This is a genomic window from Rugosimonospora acidiphila, from assembly GCF_039543385.1.
GTDB lineage: Bacteria > Actinomycetota > Actinomycetes > Mycobacteriales > Micromonosporaceae > Rugosimonospora > Rugosimonospora acidiphila.
In genome coordinates this window covers 83,445-110,392 of sequence record NZ_BAABJQ010000022.1, presented here as the reverse complement: position 1 = coordinate 110,392, position 26,948 = coordinate 83,445, and the positions used below count along the sequence as shown (strand labels likewise).

20 protein-coding genes and 2 pseudogenes are annotated in these 26,948 nt (G+C 73.0%); 12 read left to right on the top strand and 10 right to left on the bottom strand.

The genetic code is table 11. The annotated features are described in order from the left end of the window. Positions 1 to 150 precede the first annotated feature (150 nt). Positions 151 to 606: a MarR family winged helix-turn-helix transcriptional regulator gene (locus tag ABEA87_RS30050; RefSeq protein ID WP_345635306.1), complete on the top strand. Its 456-nt coding sequence runs from the start codon at positions 151 to 153 to the stop codon at positions 604 to 606. After that, positions 603 to 4,421 (top strand): ABC transporter ATP-binding protein, encoded by a 3,819-nt coding sequence (locus ABEA87_RS30045; RefSeq protein ID WP_345635305.1) that lies wholly within the window; start codon positions 603 to 605, stop codon positions 4,419 to 4,421. Before ABEA87_RS30050 ends, ABEA87_RS30045 begins: the two co-directional genes overlap by 4 nt. A gap of 121 nt (positions 4,422 to 4,542) precedes the next feature. On the opposite strand, the gene ABEA87_RS30040 is transcribed toward ABEA87_RS30045, so the two are convergent. The 3 genes from ABEA87_RS30040 to ABEA87_RS30030 form a co-directional block, all read right to left on the bottom strand. Continuing rightward, positions 4,543 to 4,923, bottom strand: coding sequence for a hypothetical protein (locus tag ABEA87_RS30040; protein WP_345635303.1), 381 nt, complete (start codon positions 4,921 to 4,923; stop codon positions 4,543 to 4,545). Positions 4,924 to 5,073: 150 nt separating this feature from the next. Then, positions 5,074 to 6,873 (bottom strand): glycoside hydrolase family 15 protein, encoded by a 1,800-nt coding sequence (locus ABEA87_RS30035; RefSeq protein ID WP_345635301.1) that lies wholly within the window; start codon positions 6,871 to 6,873, stop codon positions 5,074 to 5,076. Then, on the bottom strand, positions 6,870 to 7,922 hold the full coding sequence (locus ABEA87_RS30030; RefSeq protein WP_345635299.1) for a glucose 1-dehydrogenase: 1,053 nt from the start codon (positions 7,920 to 7,922) through the stop codon (positions 6,870 to 6,872). Before ABEA87_RS30030 ends, ABEA87_RS30035 begins: the two co-directional genes overlap by 4 nt. A gap of 175 nt (positions 7,923 to 8,097) precedes the next feature. On the opposite strand from ABEA87_RS30030, the gene ABEA87_RS30025 reads away from it, so the two are divergent. From ABEA87_RS30025 to ABEA87_RS30000, 6 genes and pseudogenes are all read left to right on the top strand, one after another. Beyond that, positions 8,098 to 8,952, top strand: a complete 855-nt coding sequence (locus ABEA87_RS30025) for an NAD(+)/NADH kinase (RefSeq protein WP_345635366.1) — start codon at positions 8,098 to 8,100, stop codon at positions 8,950 to 8,952. A 228-nt stretch (positions 8,953 to 9,180) separates the two neighbouring features. Then, the gene (locus ABEA87_RS30020) at positions 9,181 to 9,999 is read left to right on the top strand and encodes an MEDS domain-containing protein (RefSeq protein ID WP_345635297.1); all 819 of its coding nucleotides are present in this window, start codon (positions 9,181 to 9,183) and stop codon (positions 9,997 to 9,999) included. After that, positions 9,989 to 10,432, top strand: coding sequence for an ATP-binding protein (locus tag ABEA87_RS30015; protein WP_345635295.1), 444 nt, complete (start codon positions 9,989 to 9,991; stop codon positions 10,430 to 10,432). Before ABEA87_RS30020 ends, ABEA87_RS30015 begins: the two co-directional genes overlap by 11 nt. Positions 10,433 to 10,633: 201 nt before the next feature. Next, positions 10,634 to 10,870: a helix-turn-helix domain-containing protein gene (locus tag ABEA87_RS30010; RefSeq protein WP_345635293.1), complete on the top strand. Its 237-nt coding sequence runs from the start codon at positions 10,634 to 10,636 to the stop codon at positions 10,868 to 10,870. Continuing rightward, complete coding sequence (locus ABEA87_RS30005) at positions 10,870 to 11,484, top strand: Clp protease N-terminal domain-containing protein (protein ID WP_345635291.1); 615 nt, start codon at positions 10,870 to 10,872, stop codon at positions 11,482 to 11,484. The genes ABEA87_RS30010 and ABEA87_RS30005 overlap by 1 nt, the downstream gene beginning before the upstream one ends. A 63-nt stretch (positions 11,485 to 11,547) precedes the next feature. Continuing rightward, positions 11,548 to 12,456, top strand: a pseudogene (locus tag ABEA87_RS30000) (proteasome assembly chaperone family protein); the annotation flags it as partial. A 214-nt stretch (positions 12,457 to 12,670) separates the two neighbouring features. On the opposite strand, the gene ABEA87_RS29995 reads toward ABEA87_RS30000, so the two are convergent. Genes ABEA87_RS29995 through ABEA87_RS29985 form a run of 3 tightly spaced genes read right to left on the bottom strand, consistent with a single transcriptional unit; the run spans position 12,671 to position 15,350 of the window. Next, complete coding sequence (locus tag ABEA87_RS29995; RefSeq protein WP_345635364.1) at positions 12,671 to 13,516, bottom strand: metal ABC transporter permease; 846 nt, start codon at positions 13,514 to 13,516, stop codon at positions 12,671 to 12,673. Positions 13,517 to 13,521: 5 nt separating this feature from the next. After that, positions 13,522 to 14,424, bottom strand: a complete 903-nt coding sequence (locus ABEA87_RS29990; protein WP_345635289.1) for a metal ABC transporter permease — start codon at positions 14,422 to 14,424, stop codon at positions 13,522 to 13,524. Next, the gene (locus tag ABEA87_RS29985) at positions 14,424 to 15,350 is read right to left on the bottom strand and encodes a metal ABC transporter ATP-binding protein (RefSeq protein ID WP_345635288.1); all 927 of its coding nucleotides are present in this window, start codon (positions 15,348 to 15,350) and stop codon (positions 14,424 to 14,426) included. Before ABEA87_RS29985 ends, ABEA87_RS29990 begins: the two co-directional genes overlap by 1 nt. A 277-nt stretch (positions 15,351 to 15,627) precedes the next feature. On the opposite strand from ABEA87_RS29985, the gene ABEA87_RS29980 reads away from it, so the two are divergent. After that, on the top strand, positions 15,628 to 16,461 hold the full coding sequence (locus tag ABEA87_RS29980) for an alpha/beta fold hydrolase (RefSeq protein WP_345635287.1): 834 nt from the start codon (positions 15,628 to 15,630) through the stop codon (positions 16,459 to 16,461). 100 nt (positions 16,462 to 16,561) lie between these two features. Here ABEA87_RS29980 and ABEA87_RS29975 read toward each other — a convergent pair whose 3' ends face one another. Together ABEA87_RS29975 and ABEA87_RS29970 are read right to left on the bottom strand one after the other, a co-directional pair. Beyond that, positions 16,562 to 19,438 carry a cellulose binding domain-containing protein gene (locus tag ABEA87_RS29975; protein WP_345635286.1) on the bottom strand — a complete coding sequence of 959 codons (2,877 nt, stop codon included), beginning with the start codon at positions 19,436 to 19,438 and terminating at the stop codon, positions 16,562 to 16,564. A gap of 443 nt (positions 19,439 to 19,881) precedes the next feature. Next, positions 19,882 to 20,850 (bottom strand): NADP-dependent oxidoreductase, encoded by a 969-nt coding sequence (locus tag ABEA87_RS29970; protein WP_345635284.1) that lies wholly within the window; start codon positions 20,848 to 20,850, stop codon positions 19,882 to 19,884. A 220-nt stretch (positions 20,851 to 21,070) separates the two neighbouring features. On the opposite strand from ABEA87_RS29970, the gene ABEA87_RS29965 reads away from it, so the two are divergent. Then, positions 21,071 to 21,388, top strand: coding sequence for a hypothetical protein (locus tag ABEA87_RS29965; protein WP_345635283.1), 318 nt, complete (start codon positions 21,071 to 21,073; stop codon positions 21,386 to 21,388). A gap of 90 nt (positions 21,389 to 21,478) precedes the next feature. Here the strand turns inward: ABEA87_RS29965 and ABEA87_RS29960 are convergent, their stop codons facing one another. Then, entirely contained in the window at positions 21,479 to 21,886 is a 408-nt protein-coding gene (locus ABEA87_RS29960) for a Fur family transcriptional regulator (RefSeq protein WP_345635282.1), read from the bottom strand. A gap of 212 nt (positions 21,887 to 22,098) precedes the next feature. Here ABEA87_RS29960 and ABEA87_RS29955 point away from each other — a divergent pair. Together ABEA87_RS29955 and ABEA87_RS29950 are read left to right on the top strand one after the other, a co-directional pair. Beyond that, positions 22,099 to 22,377: pseudogene (locus ABEA87_RS29955) on the top strand (hypothetical protein); the annotation flags it as partial. 30 nt (positions 22,378 to 22,407) lie between these two features. After that, a complete protein-coding gene (locus ABEA87_RS29950; RefSeq protein WP_425570978.1) occupies positions 22,408 to 23,700 on the top strand; it encodes a cupin domain-containing protein in 1,293 nt (430 codons plus the stop codon). A 14-nt stretch (positions 23,701 to 23,714) separates the two neighbouring features. Here ABEA87_RS29950 and ABEA87_RS29945 read toward each other — a convergent pair whose 3' ends face one another. Next, positions 23,715 to 26,816, bottom strand: coding sequence for a BTAD domain-containing putative transcriptional regulator (locus tag ABEA87_RS29945; RefSeq protein WP_345635280.1), 3,102 nt, complete (start codon positions 26,814 to 26,816; stop codon positions 23,715 to 23,717). Positions 26,817 to 26,948 lie beyond the last annotated feature (132 nt).

The following is a 26,948-nucleotide window of genomic DNA, read 5'->3' as shown; positions in this document are numbered from 1 at the left end:
GGCGGCTGAGCCCGCTCGGCGGGCGGGGCGCCCCGAACGCCCCCCAGCGTCCCGTCCCGCCCCGCGCGCGGCCGTCGTCCCCGCACGGGCGCCGGTGATCTCTATCTCACGCGTCGAAGGTTAGGTGGTCGAACCATTAGGATTTCTAACATGACGTCACCGACGCCGCCCCGCCGGCTGCGGGCGGTCCGGGTGCTCGCCCGCCTCCAGCGGATGCTGGAATTCGCCAATGCCGGGGTAACCATCCCGCAGTACCGGATGCTCGCCGTGCTCAGCGAGGGCGGTGAGCGCTCGGCGCGGCTGGCCCAGCGGCTGGCGGTACGCAAGCCGACGCTGACCGCGCTGGCCGACGGGCTGATCGCCGCCGGGTACGCCGAGCGGTGCGGCGAGCCGGGCGACCGGCGGATCGTGCGGCTGCAGCTGACCGACGCCGGCCGGACGGCACTGGCCCGCGCCGACGAGGCGTACCAGGACGCGCTCGCGCCGCTGCTGGGCCGGATGGCCGACGCCGACCAGCTGATCGACGGCCTGGCCGACGCCGGTGACGTGCTGGACGAGTGGCTCCGCGGCCGGGTATCCGCCGCGGCGGAGAAGGAGGTGCGGTGAACGGGGACGGCTGGTTGCGCCGGCTGCTGGCGTACTGCTGGCGGTTCAGGCTGCGGGTGGTGCTCGCCTTCGGCTCGTCGGTGGTGGGCATGGCGCTGACCGCGCTGGTACCGCTGCTACAGCGGTCGATCGTGGACAACTCGATCCTGAGCCGGCGCGACGCCCTGGCGCCCCTGGCCGCGGCTCTGATCCTCGCCGCACTGGTGAACTACGGCGCGTCGTACATCCGCCGGTACGAGGGCGGCCGGCTGTCCCTGGACGTCCAGCACGACCTGCGCAACGACATGTTCGCCGCGCTGTCCCGGCTGGACGGCGCGCGCCAGGACGAGTTGCAGACCGGACAGCTCATCGGCCGCGCCACCTCGGACATCACCATGGTGCAGGCGCTGCTCGGAATGCTGCCGATCATGCTGGGCAACCTGCTGCTGTTCGTCATCTCGCTGGTCGTGATGCTGGTGCTGTCCCCGCTGCTGACGGTCGTCGCGCTGGCGGTCGGCCCCGGGCTGTGGTGGGTGGCGATGCTGTCCCGGCGCAAGCTGTTCCCCGCGACGTGGGAGGCCCAGCAGCAGGCCGCCGAGGTCGCCGCCGTGGTCGATGACGCGATCACCGGGGTACGGGTGGTCAAGGGCTTCGGCCAGGAGGAGCAGGAACTGGGCAAGCTGGCCGGCACGGCGCGCCGGCTGTTCGCCCTGCGGCTGCGGGCCAACCGGTTCAACAGCCACTACACCCCCGCGCTGCAGGCCATCCCGGCCCTGGGCCAGGTCGGCGTGCTGGCGCTGGGTGGTTACCTGGCGGTGCACGGCCAGATCACCCTCGGCACGTTCCTGGCCTTCTCCACCTACCTGGCCCAGCTGGTGGCCCCGGTTCGGATGCTGTCCGGCCTGCTGACCATCGGCCAGCAGGCCCGGGCCAGCGTGATCCGGGTCTTCGAGATCATCGACTCCCGCCCGGTGGTCACCGAGGCCCCGGACGCGGTCGAACTGTCGCCCACCGAGGCGCCCGGGGTCACCTTCGACGACGCGAGCTTCGGGTACGTCGCCTCGCAGCCGGTGCTCGACGGCTTCTCGCTGTCGGTGCGCCCCGGTGAGACGGTGGCGCTGATCGGCACCGCCGGCTCCGGCAAGTCGACCATCTCGCTGCTGATGCAGCGCTTCTACGACGTACGCGGCGGCTCGGTGCGCATCGGCGACCGCGACGTGCGCGAGCTGCGCCTGGACTCGCTGCGCTCGGCGGTCGGGCTGGTCATGGAGGACAGCTTCCTGTTCTCCGAGAGCGTGCGGGCCAACATCGGGTACGGCCGGCCGGACGCCACCGATGAGCAGATCATCGGCGCCGCCAGGGCGGCCGAGGCGCACGAGTTCATCATGGCGCTGCCGCACGGGTACGACACGGTGGTCGGCGAGCAGGGCCTGACCCTGTCCGGCGGCCAGCGGCAGCGGGTGTCGCTGGCCCGTGCCCTGATCACCGATCCGCGGGTACTGGTGCTGGACGACGCCACCTCGGCGGTGGACGCCCGGGTCGAGGCCGAAATCCACGCCACCCTGCACCGGGTGATGGAGGGGCGCACCACGCTGCTCATCGCGCACCGCCGCTCCACGCTGGCGCTGGCCGACCGGATAGCGGTGCTCGACGCCGGCCGGGTGGTCGACGTCGGCACCCACGACGAGCTGGAGGAGCGCTGCCCGCTGTACCGGCTGCTGTTGTCCGGCCCGGGTACCGACGCCGAGGGCGTCGACGCCGGCGAACTGCCGGTCGAGCGGCCGGCCGGGGAGGACACCGGCGAGCGAGTCGACGGGATCACCCCGCAGCTGTGGGTCCGCGAGATCGACGGCGACGACAATGGCCAGCCGGCCTACCGCGAGACCGCCGGCAGTTCAGCGGCGGCGGCCGGCCTGCCCCGGGGCGGCGGCATGGGCCGGGCCGGCATGGCCCGTGGCGGTGGTGGTGCCGGCGGCCCGATGTCCGGGTTCATGGCCAGCATCCCCCCGACGCCGGAGTTGCTCGCCCAGGTCGCGACGCTGCCACCGGCCACCGACGAGCCGCACGTGGACGAGACCTCGGTGCGCGCGCCCGACCCGGCGTTCGGCCTGGGCCGGCTGCTGCGGCCGGTGCTGCGCCCGCTGCTGTTCGCCCTGGTGCTGGTCGCGCTCGACGCGATCGCCAGCCTGGTGCTGCCGGTGCTGACCCGCGACGGGGTGGACCGGGGCGTCGAGCACGGGCATTTCCCGATCATCCTGACCGTCTCGGTGATCGGCCTGGTGGTGGTGCTGATCGACGTCGTGATCAACATCGGGCAGATCCGGGTGGCCGGGCGCAACGGCGAACGGCTGCTGTACACGCTGCGCGTCAAGACCTTCTCCCACCTGCAGCGGCTCGGCCTGGACTACTACGAGCACGAGTTGTCCGGCCGGATCATGACCAGGATGACCAGCGACATCGACGCGTTCTCCACGTTCCTGCAGACCGGCCTGGCCACCGCGGCGGTCAGCGTGCTGACCTTCGCGGGCATCCTGATCGCACTGCTGCTGATCAACTTGGAGCTGGGCCTGGTCGTGCTGTCGACCCTGCCCGTGATGCTCGTCGCCACGCTGCTGTTCCGGGCCAAGTCGTCGAAGGCGTACACCGAGGCCCGGGAGAAGGTCAGCATCGTCAACGCCGACCTGCAGGAAAATGTGGCCGGCATGCGCACCACCCAGGCGTACCGCCGGGAGCAGACCAATCGGCAGCGGTTCTCGGGGCGCAGCAACGACTACCGGGTCAGCCGTACCCGGGCCCAGCGCTACATCGCGATCTACTTCCCGTTCGTGCAGTTCCTGTCGAGCTCCGCGGGCGCGCTGGCCCTGGTCGTGGGCGCGCACCTGGTGCACGCCGGGTCGCTGACGGCCGGGGCGCTGATCGCCTACCTGCTCTACATCGACATGTTCTTCTCACCGGTGCAGCAGTTGTCGCAGGTCTTCGACGGGTACCAGCAGGCGGCCGTCGGCCTGCGCCGCGTCAGCGACCTGCTGCGCACGCCGACCTCCACGCCGGCGGCGACCGACCCGGTGCCGGTACCGGGCCGGTTGACCGGGCGGATCGACCTGCGCGACGTGCGGTTCCGGTACGGCCCGGACACCGCCGAGGCGATGCGCGGGGTCACCCTGGCGATCGAGCCCGGCGAGACCGTGGCGCTGGTCGGGCAGACCGGCGCCGGCAAGTCCACGCTGGTCAAGCTGGTGTCCCGGTTCTACGACGTGACCGGCGGCTCGGTCGAGGTGGACGGCGTGGACGTGCGCCGGTACGACCTGGCCGAGTACCGTCACCGGCTCGGCGTCGTGCCGCAGGAGGCGTACCTGTTCCCGGGCACGGTGCGGGACACCATCGCGTACGGCCGGCCGGACGCCACCGACGCCGAGATCGAGGCGGCCGCGACGAGGGTGGGCGCGCACCACATGATCGCCCGGCTACCGGGCGGGTACCTGCACCCGATCTCGGAGCGTGGGCGCAACCTGTCCGCCGGGCAGCGGCAACTGCTCGCGCTGGCCAGGGCGGAGCTGGTCGAACCGGACGTGCTGCTGATGGACGAGGCGACCGCCGCGCTGGACCTGGCCACCGAGGCTATCGTCACGCAAGCCTCCGACCGGCTGGCCAACCGGCGCACCACCCTGGTGGTGGCGCACCGGCTGACCACGGCCGCGCGGGCGGACCGGATAGTGGTGCTCGACCAGGGCAAGGTGGCGGAGATCGGTACCCACGACGAGCTGCTGGAGGCGGACGGTCTGTACGCCGCGCAGTGGCGGACGTTCATCGGGCAGGCCGAGCCCGTCTCGACCTGAGCCCGGGCCGCAGTCAGAAAGGGCCGGCCCCACTTCCCCGCGGAGTGGGCCGGCCCTTCATCGTTCGGTCGCCCGCGCCGGCGGGCGGTCGCCGGCGCAGGCGAGCAGCGGATGTTCCGGCCTACGGATACGGCAGCGACCGCGGGCCGAGCACGGAGGCGCCCAGCTCCCCGACCCGGCTGCGCAGCTCCCGGTCGGCGGTCACCACCACGCATTTGCGCTCGGGCCCCCGGTCCTTGACCAGCTCCACGATCGCGTCGTCGCCCGAGCCGTCGGCCCGGACCACCTGCACACCGGGTACCTCCGGCAGCCGGGACGCCACGCCCTCGACCACCAGGACGATCTCGACCGGCGTCTTCACCCTGGCCAGCCCCCCGCTGGCCACGGGCACCAGGGCGTCACGCAGCCGGGCCGCCGCGGCCGGCCGGTCCCGCCACCATCCATCCGGAACCGAGCCCACCACGTTCGCACCATCAACTACCAGTAATGCTGGCTCTCGCACTCTCGCTCCCCCTCCGCTTGTGCCGTCGCTGGTCTAACGCAAGCGTGTACAGGGCCGCGACGCATGACATCTTCAGATAGTGCGACATAACCAGATGAGCGGATAGCGCAATTATGCGCGAAGACCCACCCACCCGGCTTATCATGCGCGCTAGTCTGCCGGAGCCGGTACTGGCTGGTCACTGCGGCGGTGCCGGCGGGCGTGCAGCTGCAGCCCGCTGACGATCACCGGGAAGTGACTGAACGCCTGGGGCGTGTTGCCCAGCTGCCGCTGCGCCTTGGGATCCCACTCCTCGCTGAACAGGCCGACGTCGTTACGCAGGGTGAGCAGCCGCTCGAACAGGTCGACCGCGTCCTCCTCCCGACCGATCGCGTGCAACGCGTCGACCAGCCAGAACGAGCAGGCCAGGAAGACCCCCTCGGAGCCGGGCAGCCCGTCGTCGGAGGCGCCGGTCCGGTACCGCAGCACGAAGCCGTCCTCGGTCAGCTCGCGGCCGACCGCGTCGACCGTGCCGACCACCCGCGGGTCGTTGCCCGGCAGGAACCCGACCCTGGGGATCAGCAGCAGGCTGGCGTCCAGTTCGGCGCTGCCGTACGACTGCACGAAGGTGTTGCGCTTGGCGTCGAAGCCCTGCTCGCAGACCTCGGCGTGAATCTCGTCGCGCCGCGCCTCCCACAGGTTCACGTCGCCCGGCAGGCCGAACTCCCGGTGGTTGCGGACCATCCGGTCGAAGGCCACCCAGGCCATCACCTTGGAGTGGGTGAAGTGCCGGCGCGGGCCGCGCATCTCCCACAGCCCGTTGTCCGGCTCGCGCCACGCCCCCTCGAGGTAGTCCAGCAACGCGACCTGCAGATCCCAGGCGTTGCTGTCGGAGTGCAGGCCGCCCTGGCGGGCCAGGTAGAGCCCGTCGAGCACCTCGCCCCACACGTCCAGTTGCAGCTGGCCGGCCGCCGCGTTGCCGACCCGTACCGGCGCCGAGCCCTCGTACCCGGACAGCCAGGGCAGCTCGTACTCGGGCAGCCGGCGGGTGCCGTCGATGCTGTACATGATCTGCAGCTCGGACGGGTCACCGGCGACCGTACGCAGCAGCCAGTCCCGCCACGCCTTCGCCTCGTCCACGTACCCGGCCGCCAGCAGGGCCTGCAGCGTGTACGTCGAGTCGCGCAGCCAGCAGTACCGGTAGTCCCAGTTGCGCGGGCCGCCGAGTTGCTCGGGCAGCGAGGTGGTGGCCGCGGCCACGATGCCACCGGTGGGCGCGAAGGTCAGCGCCTTGAGCACGATCAGCGAACGCTGGATGACCGAGCGCCAGCGGCCGGTCACCCGCGACCGTGACGACCAGCCCTCCCAGAACGCGATGGTCTCGGCCAGGCACCGCTCGGCGTCCAGCCGGTCCGGCGCGCGCTTGTAGCTGGGCGACCAGGTCATCACGAACGGAACCCGCTGCCCCGCGCTCACCGTGAAGTCGGCGACCGTGGACTTCTCCTCGCCCCGCAGCGGCACCGGGGTGCGCAGCCACACCGCGTCCGGCCCGGCGATCGCCTCGATCCCGGTCGGCACCCGGCGCACCCAGGGCACCACCCGGCCGTAGTCGAAGCGCAGGGTCAGCTCGGTGTGCATCTGCACCGTGCCGCTGACGCCCTCGACGATGCGCATCACGTCCGAGGCGGTACCTCGGGGCGGCATGTAGTCGATCACCCGGACGTGCCCGGTGGGCGTGTGCCACTCCGTCTCCAGCACCAGGGTGTCGCCCCGGTACCGGCGGCGCCGGCAGGTGCCCCCGCCCTTGGGCGCGAGCAGCCAGCGGCCGGCCTTGGGCTCGTCGAGCAGGGCCGCGAAGCAGGCCGGAGAATCGAAGTTGGGCAGGCACAGCCAGTCGATCGAGCCGTCCCGGCCGACCAGCGCGGCGGTGTGCAGGTCGCCGATGAGCGCGTAGTCCTCGATCCGGCTCACCCGGCGGCTCCCAGCTCCAGCACCACCTTGACATCCTCCGGTTTGCGCGCGAACGCCTCCCGGAAGTCCGCCAGCGGCACCCGGCGGCTGATCAGACGGTTCAGCCAGGCCCGGTCGGCGGCGGCCAGCGCGGCGACCCCGGCCTCGTAGTGGCGCCGGTTGGCGTTGACCGTCCCGAAGATCACATCGTTGCGCAGCACCGCGTTGCGGTTGAGGCCGCCGATGTCCAGCGGGATGGTGGCGCCGACCGAGGAGACCCCGGTCAGGCAGGTCACGCTGTCGTTCGCGCCGAGGCTGAGCAGGTCGACGATGACCGACGGCACGCCGGTGCACTCGATGAGCACATCCGCCTCCAGCTTGCTGTCCGGCAGGTGCTCGGCGTGGTACGTGGCGCCGAGGTCGGCCACCAGCTGCGGCTTGGGTCCGTCGGTGACCCGGTCGAACACGTGCACCTCCAGGCCCCGCTGCACCCCCAGCAACGCCGCCATCAGGCCCACCGGCCCGGCCCCGGTGACCACCGCGACCCTGGGCGACCAGTACGCCCGCCTGCCGATCCGGTCGATCTGCTCCCACGCCTTGGCCAGGATCGTGGTCGGCTCGAGCAGCACGCCCACGTCGGTCAGGCCCGGGTCCAGCCGCACCAGCGCATCCGGGTCGGCGCGCCACCGCTCGCGAGCGAAGCCGTGCAGGCCCTTGATGCCGTGCTCGACGTACTTGCCGTTGCGGCACATGTCCCACTCGCCGGCCGCGCAGGCGGCGCACGGCTCCGGGTCGGGTCGCCGGACGATCCCGACGACCAGGTCGCCGGCGGACAATCCGGAATCCGGGGACGCCTGCGCCACCCGACCCAGGTTCTCGTGGCCAAGGACGAGCAGCTCGGAGCCTGGTGGCGCCTCGCCGTACTCGGCGGAGACGATCTCCGTATCGGTGCCACACAGCCCCACGCACAGCCCGTCGACCAGCACCGAACCCTCGGATGGTGGCGGCTCATCGACGTCACTGAGCGCAAGCGAATCGGCAACCCCCGGCCGTACGGTCAATGCGCGCATGGAACCCCCTCATGTCGGCAGCGAAACCACCCTACCCAGCCACGCAAAGGAAGAACCGCTTCACCCGGAAGGCTTGAATCGGCTCAAAACACCGTCCAAGCCGGCTGGGAACCGGATCGGAGACGGGCCACCCGCCACGCCCGGACCGGCGATGCCGCAGAATCGAGCCGTGGGGATGATTAACGCCGTCGGCCTCGTTCTGCACCCGGCCCGGGACTGCACTCCGGCCATCGACCTGATCTGCTCGTGGGCGAACCGCAAGGGTGCCACCGTGCTCGGCCTGCCTGGCGAGGGCGGCCGGACCGGACGGCCCATCCCCGAGGTCTCGCAGGAGGAGCTGGCCGAGCGCACCGACCTGATCGTGAGCCTGGGCGGCGACGGCACCATGCTGCGCGCGATGCGGCTGTCCAGCACCAAGCAGGTCCCGGTGCTCGGCGTCAACCTCGGCAAGCTCGGGTTCCTGGCCGAGGTGGACCCGCCGGACCTGGCCGACGCGCTGGTCGCGATCGACGCGCACGAGTTCACCACCGAGCCGCGGTCGGGGCTGTCCGCGTCCGGGGGCGGTCGCCAGACCTTGGCCTTCAACGACGTGGCCATGATGCGGATACCCGGACATCCGGTGTGTGTCGTGCAGGTACACGTCGAGGGGCACCCATTCGTGCGGTACGGGGCGGACGCGGTCATCGTGGCCACGCCGACCGGCTCCACCGCGTACAGCTTCTCGGCCGGCGGGCCGATCGTGTCGCCCAACGCGTCCGGGCTGCTGGTCACCCCCGTCGCCCCGCACTCGGCGTTCAACCGCGCGCTGTTCCTGTCCACCGGCGAGAAGCTGACCCTGGAGATCCTGCCGGGCAGCGGCGAGGTGGGCATGGAGGCGGACGGCCAGCTGACCGGCTACCTGCGCCCCGGTGACGTGCTGGACCTCACGGTGGTGGACAGCGCGGCACAGGTGGTGCGGCTGGGGCGCACCACGTTCTACCAGCGCGCCCAGCGCCGGCTGCGGCTCACCGGCTCCGTCGACGCGGACTGACGGGGATCGTCCGGGCGCTTGGCCGGAATTGTCCGACCGCCTGAACGCGCTGGGATCGTCGCGCGCCGCCGCTGGTGGTGGGGCTGGCGGCCGGGGTTGCCCGGCCGCACTGCGCGGTCGAGCCGATGCGGCTAACCTTGCCCTGATCCACGCCGCGTCGGGGGAGGGAGACCGGGTTTGGGCGCAGCGACATCGGTCGATCGGCTGGGTCCCGGAGACCACGCCTGCTTGACCTTCTCCGACGAAGACGAGCGGCTGGACATCGTGGCCGCCTTCGTCCGGGACGGCCTGTCGGCCGGGCACCGGGTGCTGTGCTACACCGACTCGTACGCCCCGGCCGCGCTGAGCGGGCGGCTGGCCGAGCGTGGGGTCGTCACCCAGCCGTACGCGGCAAAGGGCCAGCTCAACCTGCAGCCGACCCGGGTGTGGCTGGCCGGCGGCGGGTTCCTGCCGGGCCGGGTCCTCGACGAGCTGACCGGCGAGATCGACCGGGCCCGCCGGGACGGCTTCACCGGCCTGCGGATCAGCGCCGACATGGGCTGGGCGGCTCAGCCAGTGGCCGGCGTGGAACATCTGGTGACCTTCGAAGAGGGTGCGAGCAAGCTGTTCGCCGCGTCCCAGGTGACCGCTATCTGCCAGTACGACCGCCAGCAGTTCGACGCCGTGACCCTGGCCAGTACGACCGCGGCGCACTCGTGCGCGGTCGCGGCCACCGTGTACCACGACGACGCCGTGTTGCGCATCTGCCGGCAACACTCCCCCGCCGGCATCCGGGTGGCCGGCGAGCTGGACTACACCGCCCTCGACGACTTCCGGGAAGCGCTGGCCGAGGCCGTCCGGCTCGACGCGCACGTGCACGTCAACCTCGCGCGGTTGCGGTTCATCGACGCGGCCACGGCCGGCGCGCTGGTGCAGGCGGCCGCGACGCTGGGGCCGGGGCGGGGCATGACCGTGCTGTGCCGGGGCCTGGTGCGTACGGTGCTGGGCCACGTCGGCGCCGGAAACGTCGAACAGCTGCGTCTGCGGGTGGCGCCCGGTGAGCACTGAACGCGAGCGTGCCTCGACCGCGGCCGACTCCGCCCCGGAGACCGCCAGGGGGCTGCTGCTGGAGCAGACGTTCGACCGCGCCGGCCTGGTGTCGCTGCGCAACGCGGTGGCCGCTCACGGGGCCACGCTGGGCCTGCCCCGGGAGACGGTCGAGCACCTCGTCCTGGCCGCCTACGAACTCGCCAGCAACGCGGTGCGCCACGGCGGCGGGCGGGGGCGGCTGTGGCTGTCCGCCGACGACGGCGTGCTGCGCTGCGTGGTCCGTGACGACGGCCCCGGCCTGATCGACCCGACCCAGGCCGGCCGGGTCCGGCCGGAGCCGACCGCGAGCGGCGGCCGGGGCCTCTGGCTGGTGCGCTGCGTGGCGTCCCGGCTGGACCTGCGCACCGGCGAGGGCGGCCTCACCGCCATAGCCGAGTTCCCGCTGAGCTGACGATCCCCCCGCGCTGACGATCCCCAGCGCTGACGATTCCCAGCGCTGACGATTCCCCGGCTGAGGGTGCCCCGCGCTGAGGGCCTCCGCGCCGGCGATTCCCGACACTGACCCTTCTTCGGCGGCATTTCCCCGGCGCCATTTCCCGGCATCCGTCAACCCTGGTTGACAGTGCGCCGTTCGTCAACCTAGATTGACACCATGACCAAAGCGACCGAACTCGCCGCGGCGGCCGGCAGCACCGACCCCCGGATCGGACTGCGAGCCGTGCTCGCCCTGCGGCGGCTACTGGAGCGCCTGGAGATCGTCCAGGTCGACAACGCCCGGCGCCAGGGCTGGTCGTGGCAGGAGATCGCCGACGCTCTCGGGGTGAGCAGGCAGGCCGTACACAAGAAGCACGCCGGCCGACCGGCGGTGCCCAGCGGGGAGGATGCGTGATGTTCGAGCGGTTCACTGAGTCTGCGCGCGACGTGGTCACCGGGGCGCAACGGGAGGCCCGCGCGCTCGGGCACCGGCACCTCGGCACCGAGCACCTCCTGCTCGGCGTGCTGCGGGGGCCGGACGACGACCTCGCGGTGCGGGTGCTGCGGGAGGCCGGCATCGGGCCGGACCGGGTACGTGCCGAGATCGACCGGCTGGCCGGCAGCGAGCTCGACCCGCTCGGCGCGGGCGACGCCGCCGCCCTGCAGTCCATCGGGATCGATCTGGACGCGGTACGCATGAAGATCGAAGAGACCTTCGGGCCGGGTGCGCTGGAGGAGCCCGCGCCGGTCCGCCCGCGGCGCTGGCCGCGCCGCGGCGGGAACGCGGCGGTCGCCCCGGCCCCCAGCGATTCACGTCACATCCCGCTGACGCCCCACGCGAAGAAGGCCCTCGAGCTTTCCCTGCGCGAGGCGCTGCGACTGCGCGATCGGCACATTGGCACCGAGCACCTGCTCCTGGGCCTGCTGCGCGGGGGCGAAGGCCTGGCCGTGCGGGTCCTGACCGAGGCCGGGGTGACCGTGGACGGGCTGCGCGCGCGGGTGGAGTCGGCGATGGGCGAGGCGGCGTAGCGGCAGCCGGCCCGGCACGTCGCGTATCGTTGCGGCCGTCAACGAACGACGGAGGGACGCATCGTGCTCGACCCGGACCAGCTGTACCAGCTGACCGACGTTCCCGATCTGGGACGCCCGGTCCTGATCCAGGCGCTGACCGGGTTCGTCGACGCCGGATCGGCGGTCCGGCTCGCCCGAGAGCACCTGCTCACCACGCTCGAGTCCAGCACGCTGGCCACGTTCGACGTCGACCAGCTGCTGGACTACCGTTCCCGCCGGCCGCTGATGCAGTTCGTCGAGGACCACTGGGAGCACTACGAGCAGCCCCGCCTGGAGCTGCACCTCCTGCGCGACGGCCAGGGCACCCCGTTCCTCCTGCTCGAGGGGCCCGAGCCGGACCTGCAGTGGGAGCGGTTCGTCGCGGCGCTGACCACGCTCGTGGCGCGGCTCGGGGTGCGACTCACCGCGGGGCTCAACGCGATCCCGATGGCGGTGCCGCACACCCGGCCGGCGAGCCTGACCGCGCACGCCACCCGCAAGGACCTGATCTCCGGGCATGAGCCCTGGCTACAGCGGGTACAGGTGCCCGCGAGCGCCGGCCACCTGCTGGAGTACCGGCTGGGTGAGCGCGGCTTGGACGCGATCGGCTTCGCGGTGCACGTGCCGCACTACCTCGCCCAGACCGACTACCCCACCGCCGCCGAACTGCTGCTGACCTCGCTCTCCAAGTCGACCGGCCTGCTGCTGCCCACGGACGACCTGCGCGCGGAGGCGGTCCGGGTGCGCACCGCCGTCGATGAGCAGATCGCCCAGTCGGAGGAGGCCGGCGCCCTGGTCCGCGCGCTGGAGCAGCAGTACGACGCGTTCGTGCGCGGCCGGGAGAGCAGCAACCTGCTGGCCTCGGTCGGCCCGCTGCCCACCGCGGAGGAGCTGGGCGCCGAGCTGGAGCGGTTCCTGGCCGAGCAGGGCGGCCCCGGCCAGCCCGGCTCGGAGCAGGGCGGGCCCGAGCAGGATGGTCCTGAGCAGCGCGGCCCCGAGCTGAGCGGTCCCGGCCCGAGCGGCCCCGGACCGGTCGAGCCCGGCCAGGGCGGCCCCGAACCGAGCGGTCCCGAGCAGCGCGGTCCCGAGCAGGGCAGGCCCGGCCAGGGTGGTCCCGAGCGGGGCGGGGCCGGACCGGTCGACTAGCTCGCGGGCTCGGCGGCGACTAGCTCGCGGGTTCGGCGACCGCCGGCAGCCCGCGCCGTCGGCGCAGCCGGTCGTAGGCCGCGGCGCCCGCGTAGGCCAGCGTCGCCACCGCCAGGATGGTGAAGCTGGGCGGCGCCGGCGACAGCGCGTAGCTGGCCCACAGGCCCAGCCAGACGCTCGCCAGCGCGATCCCGGCGGACAGCCCCATCGCCCACAGCGGCCGGGTGGTCAGCCGGGCCGCCGCCCCGGCCGGGGCGGCCAGCAGGCCCAGGATCAGCAGCGCGCCGACCACCTGGGTGGCCTCCGCCGCCGTCACGCCGACCAGCACCAGGAAGCCCAGGCCGAGCAGCCGCACCGGCACTCCCCGGGCCGCCGCCACCGTCTCGTCCAGGCTGGCGAACAGCAGCGGCCGGGCGATCGCCAGCACGATCAGGCTGACCGCGACGGCGATCAGCGCCGTCACCAGCGCGCGGCCGGCGGAGAGCCCGAAGACCGAGCCGAACAGGACGCTGGCGCTCGCCGACCCGTCGCCGCCGCTACGCGTGCTGGTGTACAGGGTCAGGAAGAACACTCCCAGGCCGAGCAGCCAGGCGAAGACGCCGCCGATGACCACGTCGTCCGGGCGCCCCCGCCGGCCCAGCGCACCCATGCCGACGGCCACCGCTATGGTCACCACGAACAGCCCGAGCCGCGCGTCCAGGCCGGCCGCGAGGGCGGCCAGGGCACCCGTGAACGCCACGTGCGACAGGGCGTCCGCGGTGAACACCTGGGCGCGCAGCACCAGGAAGTACCCCACCAGCCCGGCGGCCAGCCCGATGCCGGTACCGGCCAGGTAGGCGTGCTGGATGAACGGTTGCGCGAACATGCCGCTCACGCCGCCGCCTCACTCACGGCGACGGCCGCCGGTACCGCCCGGCGCCCCAGCCGCCGCAGCGCCACGGACACCGCCGCGGTGACCAGGTACAGGCCGAACGCGACGGTGGTGAGCCAGAACCCGACCGGGTACGGCGAGTAGTACGACACGAACAACGCGACCCAGACGCTGACCAGCGCCAGCACCACGGACAGCACCAGCCCCCGGGCCGGTCGCGCGGTGATCAGCTGCGCGGTCGCGGGCGGCAGCACCAGCAGCGCGAAGACCAGCAGGGAGCCGGTGATCTGGCTGACCGCGGCGGCGGTGGCACCGAGCAGCAGGAGGAACACCACGCCCAGCAGCCGGGTCGGTACGCCGTTGGCGCGCGCCACGTCGCGGTCGATCGACGCGAAGAGCAGGGGCCGCCCGGCCACCGCGAGCACGATCAGCACCACCGCCGCGATGATCGCCAGCAGCAGCACCTGGTCCGAGGTGATGCCCAGGAACGTGCCGAACAGCAGCGCGTTGGTGCCGTTGAGGAAGCCCTTGTAGAGCGCGATGAACAGCGACCCGGCGCCGAGCGCGAACGCCTGGGTGGTGCCCACCACTGCCGACTCCTCGCTGTAGCCCGCCTGGCCCTGGGTCGGCAGCGCGGCGATCACCAGCGCGGCGAGCAGGCAGAACGCCAGGTACCCGGAGCCCGCGGAAAGGCCCAGCCAGACGGCCGCGGCCGCGCCCGGGAAACCGACCACCGCGAGGGTGTGCCCGGCGAAGCTCTGCTTGCGCAGCACCATGAACCAGCCGACCAGGCCGGCCAGCACGGCGACGATGGTGCCGGCCCGGAACGCGCTGACCATGGACGGCAGCGACCACATCTCCCGGATGTCGTCGATCAGATTCCAGGAAAAGCTGACGTCCATCACCGGTCGCCGTGGCGGTCGGTGTGCTGGGCCGGCGCCTCCGGCTGCCCGACCACCACGAGGCGCCCGTCCGAGGCGGTCAGTACCTCGATCGGCGTGCCGTACAGCCGGCTCAGCGTGTCCGAGGTGATCACCTCGTCGGGCGTACCGCTGACCGCGCCGCCCTGGCCCAGGTAGATCACCCGGTCGAGGTACCCGAGGATCGGGTTCACGTCGTGCGCCACCATCATCACCGCCACGCCCTCGTCGCGGCAGATCCGGCTGATCAGCCCGGCCACCGCCGCCTGGTTGGGCAGGTCGAGGCTGTCCAGCGGCTCGTCCAGCATCAGCAGGCGGGGGCCCCGGGCCAGCGCCTGGGCGATCAGCAGTCGCTGCTGCTCGCCGCCGGAGAGCTGCCCGACCGGGCGGTGCGCGTACGCCCCGGCGCCCACCAGCTCCACCAGGCGGGCCACGGTCGCGGCGGCCTCCCGGGAGCGCCGGCCCGGCAGCGGGAGTCCCCACCGGTCGCCGTCGAGCCCTAGCCGCACCACGTCGAGGCCGCGTACCCGCAGGGACGCGTCGAAGCTGCGCCGCTGTGGCAGGTAGCCCACCTCGGCGTTCGCCCCGCCCGGCGCCCGGCCCAGCAGCCGCACCCGGCCGCTGGCCAGCGGGATCAGGCCCAGACACGCCTTGAGCAGGGTGGACTTCCCGACGCCGTTCGGGCCGAGGATGGCCACGAACTCCCCCGGGGCCACCGACGCGCTGACCGTGGACCACACGGTGCGGCCGCCCATCACGACCGACGCGTCGGCCACCTCGACCAGGGGGCCGTCGGCGGCATGGGGGTCTTTCGCGCGGCGGGGGGCGGACGCGGGGCGCGCGGCGCCGGCCAGTGAGGGTTTGGACGGAGCGGGCCGGACGGGCGACCGGAGATTCACCAGGGACATTCCAGTTACTTTCTGCTATCCGCCGGCCGGGCCGGCACTGGCCCGGCACTGTCCCACCGAACCGCCGTTCCTGCAATCCACATGCAAATCGTTTTCATACCCAGTTCTACTCCCCCTGTCAACCGCCCGCGCGGGCAACCCCCGATCCGGCACTGTCGTCGTCGCACGTCGCGCGAACCGGTGCGGTGTGGACTCACCCGGCCGGGGTGAGCCGAACTCGCCCCGTCGCGCCGCAGGCTGGCCGTTGAGGCAGCAGCATGAGGAGAGGAGACGGCCCGTGCCGTACATCACCGTCGGTGAGGAGAACTCTGCGCCCATCGACCTCTACTACGAGGACCACGGCTCCGGCGCCCCCGTCGTGCTGATTCACGGCTGGCCGCTGAGCGGGGCCTCCTGGGAGAAGCAGTCGCAGGCGCTGATGGACGCCGGCTACCGGGTCATCAGCTACGACCGGCGCGGGTTCGGCCGCTCCAGCCGACCCATGTGGGGCTACGAGTACGACACCCTGGCCCGGGACCTCGACATGATGATGTCGGCGCTCGACCTGCGCGACGCGACCCTGGTCGGCTTCTCCATGGGCACCGGCGAGGTGGCCCGCTACCTCGGCCGGTACGGGTCGGCCCGGGTCCGCAAGGCGGTGTTCCTGTCCTCGGTGACGCCGTTCCTACTCAAGACCGACGACAACCCCAACGGGATCGACCACGGGGTGATCGATCAGATCATGATGAGCGTCGTCCGGGACCGGCTGGCGTACCTGACGATGTTCATGAACGACTTCTACAACGCCGACGCGCTGGGCGGGTCCCGGGTCAGCGACGAGGTCGTGCGGTACGCCTGGAACGTCGCGGCCGAGGCCTCGCCCAAGGCGACCCTCGACTGCGTACCGGCGTGGCTGACCGACTTCCGCGCGGACATCCCGAACATCGACGTGCCGGCGCTGATCATCCACGGCGACGCGGACCGGATCATGCCGATCGGCGCGACCGGGGCGGCGCTGCACGAGATGCTGCAGGGCAGCCGGATGGTGACCGTGGAGGACGGCCCGCACGGCATGATCTGGACCCACGCCGACATCGTCAACACCGAACTGCTGGACTTCCTGAAGTCTTGACCGGCGGGTGGAGCGTGGCGGGGCGGCCGATCGGCCGCCCCGCCACGGCTCAACTGGAGCCGCGACTCAGATTGGAGACGCGGCTCAACTGGGGGCGCGCTCAGCTCGAGGCGCAGGTGGTGCCGTTGAGTGTGAAGCTGGTCGGCTTCGCGTTCGTGGAGTTGTTCCAGCTGGCCAGGAACCCGAGGTCGACCGTCGCGTGCGGACCGATCGTCGGGTTGTAGCTGACGTTGGTGACGGTGACCGCCGCGCCGCTCTGCGAGACGATGCCGTTCCACAGCTGGCTGATCACCTGGCCGTTGGCGAACGTCCAGCGCAGCGTCCAACCGTTGATCGCGGCGCTGCCGTTGTTGGTCACCTGGACGTCGCCCTGGAAGCCGCCGCCCCACTGGCCGGTCACCGAGTACGCCACCGCACACCCACCCGCCGGCGGCGGCGAGGTCGGCGGCGGGGTCGGGGTCCGCGACGGGCTCGGACTCGGACTGGGGCTCCGGCTCGGGCTCGGCGAGGTGCGGCTCGGGCTCGGCGACGGGCTCGCCGGGCGGCTGGCGCTCGGGCTGGTCGACGGGCCGGTGGTCGGGCCGCCGATCGGGTCGGCGTACAGGATGCCCCTGCCGTTGGTGCCGAGGTACACCCGTCCGTAGATCCTCGGGTCGCCGGTGATCGTCGCGCCGATGTTGCCGTACTGGTGCTGGTCGTCGTTGATCCGGAGCCAGCTGGCCCCGGCGTCGTCGGACCGGTACACCCCGTGGACCCCGCCGACCGACGCGATCGCGTACAGCGCCGGGTAGGTCTGGCCGGGGGCCGCCCTGCCGAAGCCGATGTTGTCCGCGCTGTCCACGGTGGTGACCTTGCTGAACGAGGTGCCGGAGTTGGTCGAGTGCCACAGGCCGCCCGTACCGGCCAGCCAGACGTCGCCCTCGTGCCCGGCCACCGCCTTGAAGTAGACGCTGCCCGTGGACGGCAGCCCGGTGGCCGCGGACGCGGTGAAGCTCGCCCCGCCGTTGGTGCTCACGTAGAACCTGCCGCCGGAGAACCCGTAGAACTTCATCGGGTTGACCCGGTCGGACTCCACCGTGGCGTTGGCCGGGATGCCGGTGGACGCGCTCCACGAGTTGCCGAACCCGACCGAGTAGACCACCTGGATGCCCGGGTCGCCGGGTGCCCAGACGAACCGGCTGCCGTCGGCCGCCGCCGCGATGGTGCCGCCGCTGTTCACGCCGCCCGGCTCGGTGCCCTGGAACCAGTTCGCCCCGCCGTCGGTGGAGAACGCGGCGTGCGAGTCGTTGGGCCGGTCGGAGTCGGTGAAGTTGCCGGCCCTGACCATGACGCTCGGGTTGGTCTCCGCGTAGTCCAGGCTGGTCGTCGAGTCGAACACCGGCGCGGTGAACATCATCGACGGTACGGCGTCGAGGTTGGTGTGCCGGAAGCCGCCGATGTCACCCAGGGCGCTGACCAGCGGTGCCCCGGTCGGCGGGCTGATCAGGTCGAGCACCGAGGTCTCCTCCAGCCCGGCCACCACCGGCTTGAGGGTGATCTGGCCACCGGTATCCCAGTTGGTGAGGTTGTTGGTGCCGTAGATGGTCGCACCGGTGCCGTACATCAGGTGGTTGGAGTCGAACGGGTCGATCTCCACCGACTCGTTCATCCAGCCCAGCTTCGGGCTCGGTACGGGAGGTGCCGGCTGGGCGCCGAAGGTCAGCCAGGGTTCGGACGTGACGTCCATCGTGTAGCGCAGGCTGCGGTCGGGGTAGCTGGTGAAGTCCCAGATCCGGGTCCAGGTGGCGCCGGAGTCGGTGCTGCGGAAGAAGATGGCGTCCGGCCACCAGGAGACCTGGGTGGCCACCATGATGGTGCCCGGGTGCTGCCGGTCGATGGTCAGGCCGCTGTAGCCGAAGTAGTCGTCGGCGCTGCTGGACGGGATGGGGCTGATCTGCGTCCAGGTGCCGGTGGTCGTGCTGTAGCGCCAGACGTCGCCCTTGGCGCCGTCGTACGGGCCGCCCGTGTCGCTGGTCGCGATGTACAGGTAGTGGTTGACGGAGTCCAGCACGCCCTTGTGCGCGATGTACCCGGTCGGGGTACCGGCCACCGCCGACCAGGTCGTCCCGCCGTCGGTGCTGCGGTACACGGTGTGGTCCTTGTCCGCCACGCCGACGTAGATGCCCTGGGTGAGGTTGCTGCCGGTGGCCGTCGACGGGTCGAAGGTGACCCAGACGATGCCCTGGTTGTCACTCTGGTATCCGGAGGTGTCGCTCGGGTCGGCGACGTAGTTGCCGGGGTTGGGGAAGTTGGCCACCTTGGACCAGGTCACCCCGGAGTCGGTGCTCTTCCACAGGCCGTTGCCGCTGGGCGCGCCGAAGTACAGCACGCTGTTCCTGTGCGGGTCGATGGCCAGTCGCTCCCCCATGCCCCGGCCGGGCATGTTGCCGCCGAGCTTGAACGGCAGCGGTGTGGCCTGCCAGGTGTTGCCCTGGTCGGTGGAGCGCAGGATGGCACCGTTGTTCGGGTCCCAGCTGTTGGTGTACATGCCGGCCGCGACGTACACCCGGTTCGGGTCGACCGCGTCGGTGGCCAGGCTGACCACCCCGTTGTACCCCCAGTTCGTGGAGCCGACCCAGTCCAGCAGCGGTACCCAGCGGCCGGTGGTCTGGTTCCACCGGTACGCGCCGCCGATGTCGGTGCGGGCGTAGACCAGGTTGCGCTGGGACTGGTTGAAGATGATTCCGGGTACGAAGCCGCCGCCGCCGATCGCGACGTTCTTCCAGTTGTACGGGGCGGCCGCGGCGGCACCGGCCGGCGCCGGCCCGACGAGCACCTGGCCGGTGAGCACCGCGGTGGCGGCGACGGTGACCGCGACGAGCAGGCTGACCATGCCTCTGCGGCGTGACCGGGAACGGACCGGCCCCGGCGGGCGGTGACGGTCGGCGAGCCTGCGCAGGTTCGGCACGTGGGTACGGATGTGGGTGAGGGCGTGCATGCGGGTTTCCCCTCCGTCGAAGCGCTTAACCTCTGGGCGAACCCTGACGGCGGCACACTTGGGAAAAAGGGGGCGGGATCCGGACTTCTCGACCGCCGTGACCGCGCGCGTGGGCGTCAGGTGTGATGACGGGCCTGGGGCTCCCACGCCGGCTCCGCTTGGAGATTCACACAACGGACCCCTGATGTCAATGAGCCGGGTGGGCGGCGCCACCGCAGGCAGCGCGGCCTGTGCCGTGCGGTACGGGCCGGCCCGCACCGGAGGGCGCGCGAGACAGCGGGGCGCCTCCCCCGACACCCCACCGTCGCTGACGAAGCATGCCGATCGCCAGGCGAAGCGTTTCGAGTCCGACGCGCGAGTCGGGCCGCCCTCGCGCCGGCTACGGGCGTCCGGCTACGGGCGTCCGGCTACGGGCGTCCGGCTACGGGCGTCCGGCACCGACGTCAGGCGGAGGTCGGGCCGGTCGGTAGCAGGACCAGCTTGGATCCGCCGGTCTGGCCGTGCGTGGCCCGCTCGAACGCCGCGGGGCCTTCATCGAGCGACAGCGGCTGGATGGGCAGCAGGTCGAGAGTGCCGTCCAGGAGGCGGGCGGCGAGTAGCGCCAGGGCCTGCGCGTCGGGGCGGACGTAGAGATCGGTCGCGGCGAGCTCGGCGGTCGAGGTCGGGGCGTCCGAGGTGATCGAGCACAGTCGACCGCCGGGACGGACGAGTTGCGCGGCGGTGGCCGCCGTGCCCGGCGCCGTCGTGAGCGCCGCGTCGAAGGTGCGGCCGAAGCGGCGGGGCCAGTCGGGAGAGTGGTAGTCGACGACCTCGGCGGCCCCGTGCCCGCGTACCTGGTCGAAGGAGCGGGGGGACGCCGTCGCCGTCACGTGCACGCCCGCGGCCACCGCGAGTTGCACGGCGATGGCCCCGGTCGCCCCGGCCCCGTTGGTCACCAGCAGGCTCTCGCCGCGGGACAGGTGCAGCTCATCCAGTGCCTGTTTGGCGGTCAGCCCGTTGACGGGCAGGGCCGCCGCGCGCCGCGGGTCGAGGCCCTCGGGCACCACCGCCGCGTGCGCGGCCAGCAGCGACACCTGCTCGGCCCAGAAGCCGCTGTGCCCGGACAGCGGGGCGCCGTGCGCGAACACCGGGTCGCCGACGGCGGGGTACGTGACATCCGGCCCGACGGCGACGACGCGTCCCGCGCCCTCCACCCCCAGTGCGCCCGGGAAACGGAGCCCCACGTCCCAGCCCCCCGTGAACAGCAGCCTGTCCCAGGGCCCGACGCCGGCGGCCAGGACGTCGATCAGGATCTCGCCCGGCCCGGGCGGGGCGGGCCTGGGCAGCCGGAGGGATTGGACCGCACCGGACGGCTCCGCGACCCCGCACGCCGCCATCCGGTCATCGGCGGGTTCCGACCGTGGCTCCGTCATCAGGCCCCCTACAAGGTCTCCTGAGATTGCCCCTAATCATGACATAGTTGCCCACTTTGATCTGCCGTGTCACGCGTCGCGCCGGGCCGGGCGCCGCAACCACCGTGCCGTGCGAGCTGGCGTAGCGGGTCGCCGCGTGGGCTGGTGGCCGCGGCCCACGGTTGTATGATCGTCTTCGCCGGCAGCGCCGGGCCGAAGTGCACCTCGTGATGGGGGAAGAATGGCGCGCTACCTCAAGACCCCGGCGGATATCGCGAGGGATCTGCGCGTACTCGCGGACAGGTTCGCGATGATGGACACGACCGAGCTACCGAACGTCAACGCCGACTTCTCGCTGTTCCTCGTCGGGGGAGAACCGGCCGAACGAGTTGCCGCCATCGACATGATCGGATTGGCACTGTTCGGCCTGACGGGCGAGACCAGCAGCGGATCGTTTGGCGAGGACTACCACACCACCCCGCCCGCGCAACGGGTTCCGGGCGCCCCCGGCATCAGCATCAACGTTCGGACGTCCATTCCTCGCGCCGACCCGGAATGACGCGCCGGGGACCGATGACGCGCGGAACGGTGATCCGACCCTGGCCCGGCCACCCCGGGTTGATCGGGCCGACGCGATCGGGCCGAGGGGTCAGTGGGAGCTGCAGTCGGCGCAGGTACCGAAGATCTCCAGGGTGTGGCTGACGTCGGTGAAGCCGTGCTCGCAGGCCAGCTTCTGCGCCCACCGCTCGACCGCCGGGCCCTCCACCTCGACCGTGTGACCGCAGGATCGGCACACCAGGTGGTGGTGGTGCTGGCTGCGGCTGCACCGCCGGTACAGCTGTTCGCCGTCGCCGAGCCGCATCTGGTCGACCTCGCCGGCCTCGGCCAGCAGCTGCAGCGTGCGGTACACCGTGGTCAGCCCGACCCCGGAGCCCTTGGCGCGCAGCTGAGCGTGCAGCTGCTGGGCGCTGCGGAACTCGTCGGTGCCCTCCAGCAACGCCAGCACCTCGCCGCGCTGCCTGGTGTTACGAGTGATGCCTGGCGTCACGTTGGTCAATATGTACTCCGGGAGCCGGCGGTGGAGTGGGGACGTCCCGAGTGTACGGCGCGGCGGGTATACCCGGTCAGGGCCACATCCGCCCGGTCCGCCTCCCCGCCAGGATTCCGAGGGCTATTCTCGCCTGAAGATAACTTTCTTCGGTTATGACACATAATGTCCGGTCCGTAGCCGGACAGATCCAGACGGATAGATCTAGGCGGGGAAGCTGCATGCGACTCAACGACGACGACATGACGACCGAGGGCGCCGGCAACGGGTTGGAGGGCCCGGCCGACAGCGGCCCGGGCGAGTTCGGCGTTCCCGGAGTCAACGACGGCGGCGCCGACAGCGGCGCGATGGACCCGGCACACGAGGGGCCGGCCGACGGCGGCGCCAACTCGAGCGAGCACGACGGCGGCGCGGACGGCGGCGCCGAGGGCCCGGCGGACAGCGCCGCCGGCAAGCCCGGCCTGCCCGGCAGGCACGACGGCGGCGCGGACGACGGCGCCTGAGCGGTGACCCGCGACCGGACGACCGCGGTGCGCCACCGGCCGCCCGCCGGTGCGGCCGGTGCCCCGAACGCGGAGGCCGGGTCCTCCCCCGTGCGGGGTGCGGTCGCGCTGCGCCGCTGCGTCGCGATCGAGCCGGCGCAGTTCGCCGGCGCGTACTGGGGCCGGGCTCCGCTGCTGTGCCGGGCCGCCGACTTCGCCTCGGCCGGAACCCGGCCCGGGTACGCCGACCTGTTCGGTGGCGACGCCGCCGACGAGCTGCTCAGTCGCCGCGGCCTGCGCACCCCGTTCCTGCGGGTGGCCCGGGACGGCGAGGTGCTGCCCGCGCGCCGGTACGTGGGCGGCGGCGGGGCCGGTGCCGAGATCCCCGACCAGGTGCGCGACGAGGCGATCCTGGACCTGTTCGCCGGGGGCGCGACCCTGGTGTTCCAGGGGTTGCACCGGCTGTGGCCGCCGCTGATCGACTTCGCCGGCGCGCTGGCCGGGGAGCTCGCCGCGCCGGTGGGCGTCAACGCGTACCTCACGCCACCCGACGGGCAGGGCTTCGCCAGCCACTACGACACCCACGACGTGTTCGTCCTCCAGGTGGAGGGGCGCAAGCGGTGGCTCATCCACGAGCCGGTGCTGGTCGACCCGCTGGAGGGCCAGCGCTGGGACGGGCGGGGCGGCGAGGTCGCCGCGGCCGCGCGGGGCGCCCCGGTGCTGGACGTCGAGCTGGCCGCCGGGGACGCCCTGTACCTGCCGCGGGGCTGGGTGCATTCGGCGACCGCCCGGGACGGGCACAGCCTGCACCTGACCCTCGGGCTGCGCGCGCTGAACCGGTACGCGCTGGTCGAGGAGCTGATCGCGCTGGCGGCCGAGGAGCCGGCGCTGCGGGCCGGCTTCCCGCTCGGCTTCGATCCGGCCGACGAGCGGCAGCTCGCCGGGCAGTTGACCGGCGTGCTCGATGCCCTGCGCGAGGCGCTGGGCCGGCCGGGCGCTGCGGCGCTGGCCGGGCGGATGCGCGCCCGGTGCTTCCCCGCCACCCGGCCCGCGCCGATCCGGCCGGTGGCCCAGGCCGCGGCGATCGCCGGCGTCGGTCGGGAGACCGTCGTGGCACCCCGGGCCGGCCTGCGCTGGCACCTGCGTACCGAGGCGGGAGCGGTACTCCTGGAACTGGCCGACCGGACCATCCGCTTCCCCGGGTTCTGCGAGCCGGCCCTGCGCGCCCTGCTGGCCGCCGGCGCGGTACGGGTGGGTGACCTGCCCGGCGTGGACGGCGAGGATCAGCTGGTACTGGTGCGGCGGCTGCTGCGCGAGGCGGTCGCGGTACCGGTCGGGTAGCCGGCCGGCACCGGTCAGCCGAGGTACGCCGTCAACGCCACCCGGTCCATCGCCCGGCCGGCCGCGTAGGCCGCCTCGTACCGGGCCTCGCCCAGCGAGGTACGGGCCCGGTCCAGGACGGCGGCGACCTCCGCCGAGGGCACGTCGGGCAGCCAGGAGCTGGTCAGGGTCCGCGTCGCCCCGGCCAACGTCGCCAGCCGCTCCGGATCCTCCTCGATCGACGCGAAGCCCCCGATGATCTGCAGCAGGATGCCCAGGTCGGGGATCTCGGCCAGGGTGGCGAGCGCCTCCCGCAGCAGGTCGACGGCCCGTTCCCGGTCGCCACCCTCGGCTATCAGCCTGGCCTGCAGGCAGGTGACCATGGCGAGCTGCTGCCGGCCCACCTCGGCCGGCGCGGCGCGCAGCGACTCGTACACCGCCATCGCGGCGGCCGGGTCGCCGGACCGGCGAGCCAGGTCGGCCTCGACCATCAGCAGGTGCGACTCGGCGGACATGGCGGCGCCGGCCGGCAGCGCCGCGCGCGCCCGGGCCAGCTCCGACCGGGCGCCCTCCAGGTCGCCGCTGTTGGCCCGGGCTCCGGCCAGCCGCGCGTACATCAGGTAGACGTCCTCCCCGCCATTGTTCGGCGAGGGGCTCAGCTGGGCGCTGGCCTCCTCGATGAGGGCCAGCGCGCGGGCGGAGTCGCCGGAGCGGTTGGCCATCTCGGCGAGCATGAGCAGCGCCTGCCCGAGGCCGCTCCGGTCGCCGAGCTCCCGGAAGCCCGCGGCGGCCCGCTCCAGGTCCGCCGTTGCCGGCCCGGCCCGCCCGGTGCCGAAGCGCAGCATCCCCCGCATCAGCGTCGTCGCGCAGCGCAGCCAGGGGTCCTCATCGCGCAGGCACGCGGCCAGCAGGGTGAACGCCTCGCGAGGCCGCCCGGCCATCATGGCCGCCACGCACCGCACGACGCGCAGCAGCGGGTGCAGCGGCCCCTCGGCTGCGGCCTCATCGAGCCTGGGAATGGCCTCGGCCGCGAAGCACGCCAGGGTGTCGGGCCCGGGCCCCGGTTCGCCCAGGTCGCCGAGGCGGGCGTTCAACCAGCACAGTGTGTACTCCCGGCGCAGCCCTTCCGGGGGCCCGTCGGGCACCAGCGCGACGACCTGGCGGGCCCAGCTCATCCCCTCCGACCGGAACCCGAACGGCAGCCAGTACCCGCACAGCGCGGCACACAGCCGCAGCGCTCCGGTCACGTCCCGGCTGTCGATCAGCCAGCGCAACGCGGCGGCCAGATTGTCGTGCTCCGCGCGCAGCCGCCCGGCCCACTCCGCCTGCGCCGCCGTGCGCAACCGCGGCTCCGCCTCCCGGGCCAGCGCGAGGAAGTGCGCCGCGTGGACCCGGCGCACCGCGTCGACCTCGCCCCGCTCGGCCAGCCGCTGCGCGGCGTACGCCCGGATGGTCTCCAGCATCCGGTACCGCCCGCCGGCCACCTCGACCAGTGACTTGTCCACCAGGGCGGCGATCGGGTCGAGGGAGCCCAGCCCGCCCACCGCCTCGATCGACTCCAGGGTGGCGCCGCCGGCGAACACCGACAGCCGGGCGGCCAGCGCTCGTTCGGGCTCGTCGAGCAGGTCCCAGCTCCAGTCCACCACCGCGCGCAGCGTCTGGTGCCGGGGCAGCACGGTACGGGGACCGGCGGTCAGCAGCCGGAACCGGTCGTCGATGCGATCGGCGATCTGCCCGGGGCCGAGCAGCCGGAGCCGGGCCGCGGCCAGCTCGATGGCCAGCGGGATGCCGTCCAGCCGCCGGCAGATCTGCGCCACCACCGGCACGTCCTCGTCGGGCAGCCGGAACCCCGGTGCCACGGCCCCGGCCCGGTCGGTGAACAGCCGCACCGCAGCGGTCTGCCGGGCGTCGTGCGGAGCGTCCCGCTGACCCGGCAGTTGCAGCGGCGGCACCGGGTACAGCGTCTCCCCCGGTACCCCGAGCGGTTCGCGGCTGGTGGCCAGCACCCGTACCTCCGGCGCCCCGGCCAGGACGGCGGCGACGAGCCCGGCGGCGGCGGCGATCAGGTGCTCGCAGTTGTCGAGCACCAGCACCAGCCGCCGGTCGGCGAGCGCCCGCACCAGCCGCTGGGTCGGGTCGGCCGGCTCCATCGTCGGGCTGGAGGTCAGCATCCGGTCGCGGACGCCGAGCACGGCCAGTACCGCGCCCGCGATCTCCCCCGGGTCCCCGACCGGAGCCAGCTCGACCAGCCAGACGTCCGGCTGGGCGCCGCGGGCCGCGGTCTCGATGGCCAACCGGGTCTTACCCGCGCCACCGGGACCGGTCAGCGTGACCAGTCGGTGCGCGGCCAGCAGCCCGGTCACCGCCGACACGTCCGCGTCCCGGCCGACGAAGCTGGTCAGCTGGGCCGGCAGGTTGCTGCGCCGCTCCGGCCCACCACGCAGCAGTTCCAGATGCAGCGCGGCCAGTTCGGCGGACGGGTCCACGCCGAGTTCGTCGGCGAGCGTGCGACGGACCCGGTCGAAGTGGCGCAGCGCGTCGGCCGGCCGGCCCAGCGCGTGCAGCGCCCCGATGTGGAGGGCCTGCAACCGCTCCCGCGTCGGGTTGGTGTCGATCTCGCGGGCGGTCAGCGCCAGGGCCTCGGCCGGGTCCCAGTCGGTCAGGCACGCCGCCGCGTAGTCCTCGACGGCCGCGAGCCGGGACTCCTCGAGCCGGGCCACCCCGGCCGGATCATCCAGGTCGGCCAGGGCCGGTCCGCGCCACAGCGCCAGCGCGTCCTTGAGCAGCACCCGGGCCACCGGCGGTGCGGCCGTCCGGGCCTCGTCGACCAGCCGGGTGAAGCGCGCGGCGTCGACCGCGTCGGGCTCGACCACCAGCCGGTACCCGGTGGGATCGGCCCCGATCGCGTCGCGTCCGAGCGCGCCGCGCAGCCGGTACACCAGGGCCTGCAGGGCATTGGTCGCGTTCGCCGGGGCCGCCGAGCCCCACAGCGTGTCGATCAGCCGCTCGGTGCCGATCACCCGGCCGGGCTCGCCGGCGAGCGCGACGAGCAGCGCGCGCACCCGCTGGCCGTTGACGGGTACGGCGGTGCCGTCGGCGCGGTACACCTCCAGCCGCCCAAGGATCGACAGTCGCACGGTTTTCCCTCCCCGCGACCATCATGGCGGAACGCGGGGCCGGCGCGCAGGGCCGGGTCGGTCCGGGCCTTCACGCGAAGCACAGGGCCGGTCGGTCCGGGCCTTCGCGCCACGCGGAGGCCCGGGCCTTGG

Excerpts from the sequence above, each read along its gene's own strand:
- ABEA87_RS29985 (WP_345635288.1), bottom strand. The coding sequence starts at position 15,350 with ATGTCCCTGGTGAATCTCCGGTCGCCCGTCCGGCCCGCTCCGTCCAAA.
- ABEA87_RS29970 (WP_345635284.1), bottom strand. The coding sequence starts at position 20,850 with ATGACGGAGCCACGGTCGGAACCCGCCGATGACCGGATGGCGGCGTGC.
- ABEA87_RS30025 (WP_345635366.1), top strand. The coding sequence starts at position 8,098 with ATGATTAACGCCGTCGGCCTCGTTCTGCACCCGGCCCGGGACTGCACT.
- ABEA87_RS30005 (WP_345635291.1), top strand. The coding sequence starts at position 10,870 with ATGTTCGAGCGGTTCACTGAGTCTGCGCGCGACGTGGTCACCGGGGCG.
- ABEA87_RS30050 (WP_345635306.1), top strand. The coding sequence starts at position 151 with ATGACGTCACCGACGCCGCCCCGCCGGCTGCGGGCGGTCCGGGTGCTC.
- ABEA87_RS29995 (WP_345635364.1), bottom strand. The coding sequence starts at position 13,516 with ATGTTCGCGCAACCGTTCATCCAGCACGCCTACCTGGCCGGTACCGGC.
- ABEA87_RS30010 (WP_345635293.1), top strand. The coding sequence starts at position 10,634 with ATGACCAAAGCGACCGAACTCGCCGCGGCGGCCGGCAGCACCGACCCC.
- ABEA87_RS29965 (WP_345635283.1), top strand. The coding sequence starts at position 21,071 with ATGGCGCGCTACCTCAAGACCCCGGCGGATATCGCGAGGGATCTGCGC.
- ABEA87_RS30030 (WP_345635299.1), bottom strand. The coding sequence starts at position 7,922 with ATGCGCGCATTGACCGTACGGCCGGGGGTTGCCGATTCGCTTGCGCTC.
- ABEA87_RS29990 (WP_345635289.1), bottom strand. The coding sequence starts at position 14,424 with ATGGACGTCAGCTTTTCCTGGAATCTGATCGACGACATCCGGGAGATG.
- ABEA87_RS29975 (WP_345635286.1), bottom strand. The coding sequence starts at position 19,438 with ATGCACGCCCTCACCCACATCCGTACCCACGTGCCGAACCTGCGCAGG.